This is a genomic window from Clostridium ragsdalei P11, from assembly GCF_001675165.1.
Lineage (GTDB): Bacteria > Bacillota > Clostridia > Clostridiales > Clostridiaceae > Clostridium_B > Clostridium_B ragsdalei.
In genome coordinates, this window is the sequence record NZ_LROS01000048.1 from 1 (window position 1) to 3,306 (window position 3,306).

At 37.2% G+C, this 3,306-nt stretch carries 4 protein-coding genes; all 4 read left to right on the top strand.

Annotated features, from left to right (window positions below; translation table 11 throughout):
- The first annotated feature begins 157 nt into the window (after window positions 1-157).
- From CLRAG_RS16070 to CLRAG_RS16085, 4 genes are read left to right on the top strand one after another with little or no spacing between them, the layout of a single operon-like run.
- A complete protein-coding gene (locus CLRAG_RS16070; RefSeq protein ID WP_065079330.1) occupies window positions 158-796 on the top strand; it encodes an oxalate oxidoreductase subunit delta in 639 nt (212 codons plus the stop codon).
- A 30-nt stretch (window positions 797-826) separates the two neighbouring features.
- Window positions 827-1,120, top strand: a complete 294-nt coding sequence (locus tag CLRAG_RS16075) for a 4Fe-4S binding protein (protein ID WP_063599908.1) — start codon at window positions 827-829, stop codon at window positions 1,118-1,120.
- 31 nt (window positions 1,121-1,151) lie between these two features.
- The gene (locus tag CLRAG_RS16080) at window positions 1,152-2,342 is read left to right on the top strand and encodes an oxalate oxidoreductase subunit alpha (RefSeq protein WP_065079331.1); all 1,191 of its coding nucleotides are present in this window, start codon (window positions 1,152-1,154) and stop codon (window positions 2,340-2,342) included.
- Window positions 2,343-2,361: 19 nt separating this feature from the next.
- Window positions 2,362-3,306, top strand: coding sequence for an oxalate oxidoreductase subunit beta (locus CLRAG_RS16085; RefSeq protein ID WP_063599910.1), 945 nt, complete (start codon window positions 2,362-2,364; stop codon window positions 3,304-3,306).

Sequence of the window (3,306 nt, forward strand, 5' to 3'; positions counted from 1 at the left end):
AGGATTAAAGATTAAAATAGATGATAAAATCTTTAATCAAGCCATTGCTGAGGTAAATCATAAAAAGAAATTTGAGGAGGTGATTGCCCCCAAATAGCAGCTTTACAGCTGTGTACATTACCAAGTATTAAATTATTAAAAAAGAAGGTGGAGAATAGTGACAAATAAAAATTTGTTTGCCGAACCAGATTTAAAGCAAATCACAGTTTGGGGAAGAGGAGTGTATGAAAACAAAGAAGCTCGTGATGTAGTTGTCTCTCTAACTGAAGCTGCTGCACTAGAAGGTAAGTGTGTTCAAGCCTGGGAAAATTATGTTGATCTCCCTGACCGTATCTATGTTCCAGTAAGGGCCTATGGTAAAATTAGCCCTAAACCAATCGAATCCAAATATGTCTATGAAAATGAGACTCCAGATATTGTTGCACTTACAGAAGAAACTCTTGTTAAGGGGATTGACATTTTAGCTGGAATTAGACCTGGGGCTGTTCTTGTAATTAATACTAAGAGGGCACCTGAGTATTTGTTCAAATTTATTAAAAAAAATACGGAAAACCTTTCTAAGATAATAACAATAGATGCCAATAAATTGTCAAAATCCATTATTACCCTTTCAGGGGCAGAAGGTGCAACAGATGCATCCGGTATTGGTAAAGGTATGGGTGCAGCATTAGCTGCTGCTATTGTCAAAGGTACCGGAATTGTGCAGATGGATGATTTATTAAAAATTGTTGTAAATAAGAGTGCTGCTAAAAAAGCATATGACCAAGCTGTTGTCGTAGATGCGAATACTTTATAAAACATTAAAATATTGAGGAGGTGCTGTAAAATGGCTGTACCATATGAAAAGATTCCTTTTGCAGGAACTGTTAAATCACCACAAAAAGAAAATGAAGGAATGATCACCGGAAATTGGCGTACAAGGAGACCAATATTAGATGCTGAAAAATGTACAGAATGCCAGATTTGTTGGATTAGCTGCCCTGATTCATGTGTCAACCTTATGACTAAAGACAGTCCCATTAATTTTAATTTGAAATATTGCAAAGGTTGTGGATTATGTGCTGAGATGTGTCCGGTTGGAGCAATAAGCTTAGTTCCTGAACTGGATTTTGAAGATTAAGTTTATATTAAACAGGAGGTGAATTAAAACAATGAAAACTAATATAAAAAGAATGTCTGGTTGTGTTGCAACAGCTAACGCAGTTAAGTTAGCTAATGTTGATGTCATATGTTCCTATCCAATTCGTCCATATACTGGAATTATGTCAGAATTGGCACGAATGGTTGCAGATGGAGAATTAGATGCTGAATTTGTTCTTGGTGAAGGTGAACATGGACAGTTAAGTGTTGTCTATGGAGCTTCAGCTGCTGGTGCCCGTGCATTTACAGGTAGTTCAGGAGTAGGTGTAACTTATGCAATGGAAGTTTATTCTCCAATTTCAGGTGAAAGACTGCCACTTCAGATGGCAATTGCAGATCGTACATTAGATCCACCAGGAGATTTTGGTTCTGAACAGACAGATGCTATGTGCTGTCGTGACCAAGGCTGGATTCAAGGATGGGCATCCACTCCTCAAGAAGCTTTGGATATGACTCTTATGTACTATCGTATAGGTGAAGATCCTAGAGTTCTTTTACCTCAATATGCTTGTCAAGATGGATATTTTGTATCCCACATACTTGGCGAAGTTGATGTACCATCACAGGAACAGGTTAATTCATTTTTACCACCATATAAAAATCACCATGTTTTAGATACAAGAAATCCTCAGATTCTTGGTGCACAAATGGAACCTGAAATGGGTCCTGGTACACAATATCAGCGCCATTTAGCTGTAGAGGGTACTTATAAAGTAATTGAAGAAGTTCATGATGAATTTGGTAAAACCTTTGGACGTAAATATGATCCATGGCTGGAAGAATATATGACCGACGATGCTGAAATAGTTATCTTTATGCAAGGTGGACATACTGAAACAGCAAAAAACGTTGCGATGCACCTTCGTAATCTTGGAGAAAAGGTTGGAGTAGTAAGGTTACGTACTTTACGTCCATTCCCAACAAAACAAGTAAGAGAATGTTTAAAAAGATTTAAAGTTGTAGGTGTAGTTGACAATTCAGTAAACTTTGGAATTTCATGTGGAGCAGGAGTTTTACTTACTGAAGCTAGAGCTGCTTTATACAATAATGATGAAAAAGTTAAAACAGTTGGATTTGTTGCAGGTTTAGGTGGATCAATGATTACCCATGATGAATTTTACAAGATGTTTAACATACTGAAAGAGGTAAATAAAACAGGTAAAATTGAAAAACAAAGCTATTGGGCACCATTTGAACTATAAATGAGGGGAGGAAAGTTAAATGTTAGAACAAATTAAATCTATTAAACAAGCACCAGTGGAAGAATATTATGTTCCAGGTCACCGTACCTGTGCAGGCTGCGGTCCTGCTTTGCAGTATAGATTGGTTGCTAAAGCTGCAGGCAAAAATACAATTTTCATTGGGCCTACTGGTTGTATGTATGTTGCAAATACAAGCTATGGCTGTGGTCCTTGGGCTGTTCCATGGATACATGCACAGATAACAAACGGTGGTGGAGTTGCATCTGGTATATCAGCCGCATTTAAAGCTATGATCAGAAAACATAAAACAGATGCAGAATATCCAAATATTATTGTCATGGCCGGTGATGGTGGTACATCTGATATTGGTATTCAATCTTTATCTGCAGCTTTTTATAGGGGACATAATATAGTATTTATCTGTTATGATAATGAATCTTACGCAAATACAGGAATACAAGCTTCTCCAACTACTCCTTATGGTGCATGGACTACATTTACACCAGCAGGGCCTGTAGTTCCAGAAGGTAGAAAACTTATGCCTAAAGATATTACAAAGATTATGGCACATGGACATCCAGAATTAAAATATTTAGCTACTGCCTCAGTAGGATATCCTGTGGATTTAATGAATAAAGTACGTAAAGCTTGCAATGCAGAAGGGCCTGCCTTCCTTTACATTCATGCTCCATGTCCAAAAGGCTGGAGTTTCCCAGCAGAAAAGACAGTAAAAGTTGCCAAATTAGCAGTAGAAACAGGAATGGTACAGCTGTACGAACTTGTTGATGGTGAATACAAGCTCACTATAAAACCAGCTAAATACAAACCAGTTAGTGAATATATTAAATATCAAGGGAGATTTAGTCACCTGCAGCCAGAACATATCCAAAAGCTTCAACAATTTGCAAATCAACGTTTGAAGGAAGTTGGAGTAGAAAATACTATATCCCAAACAATAGAATAA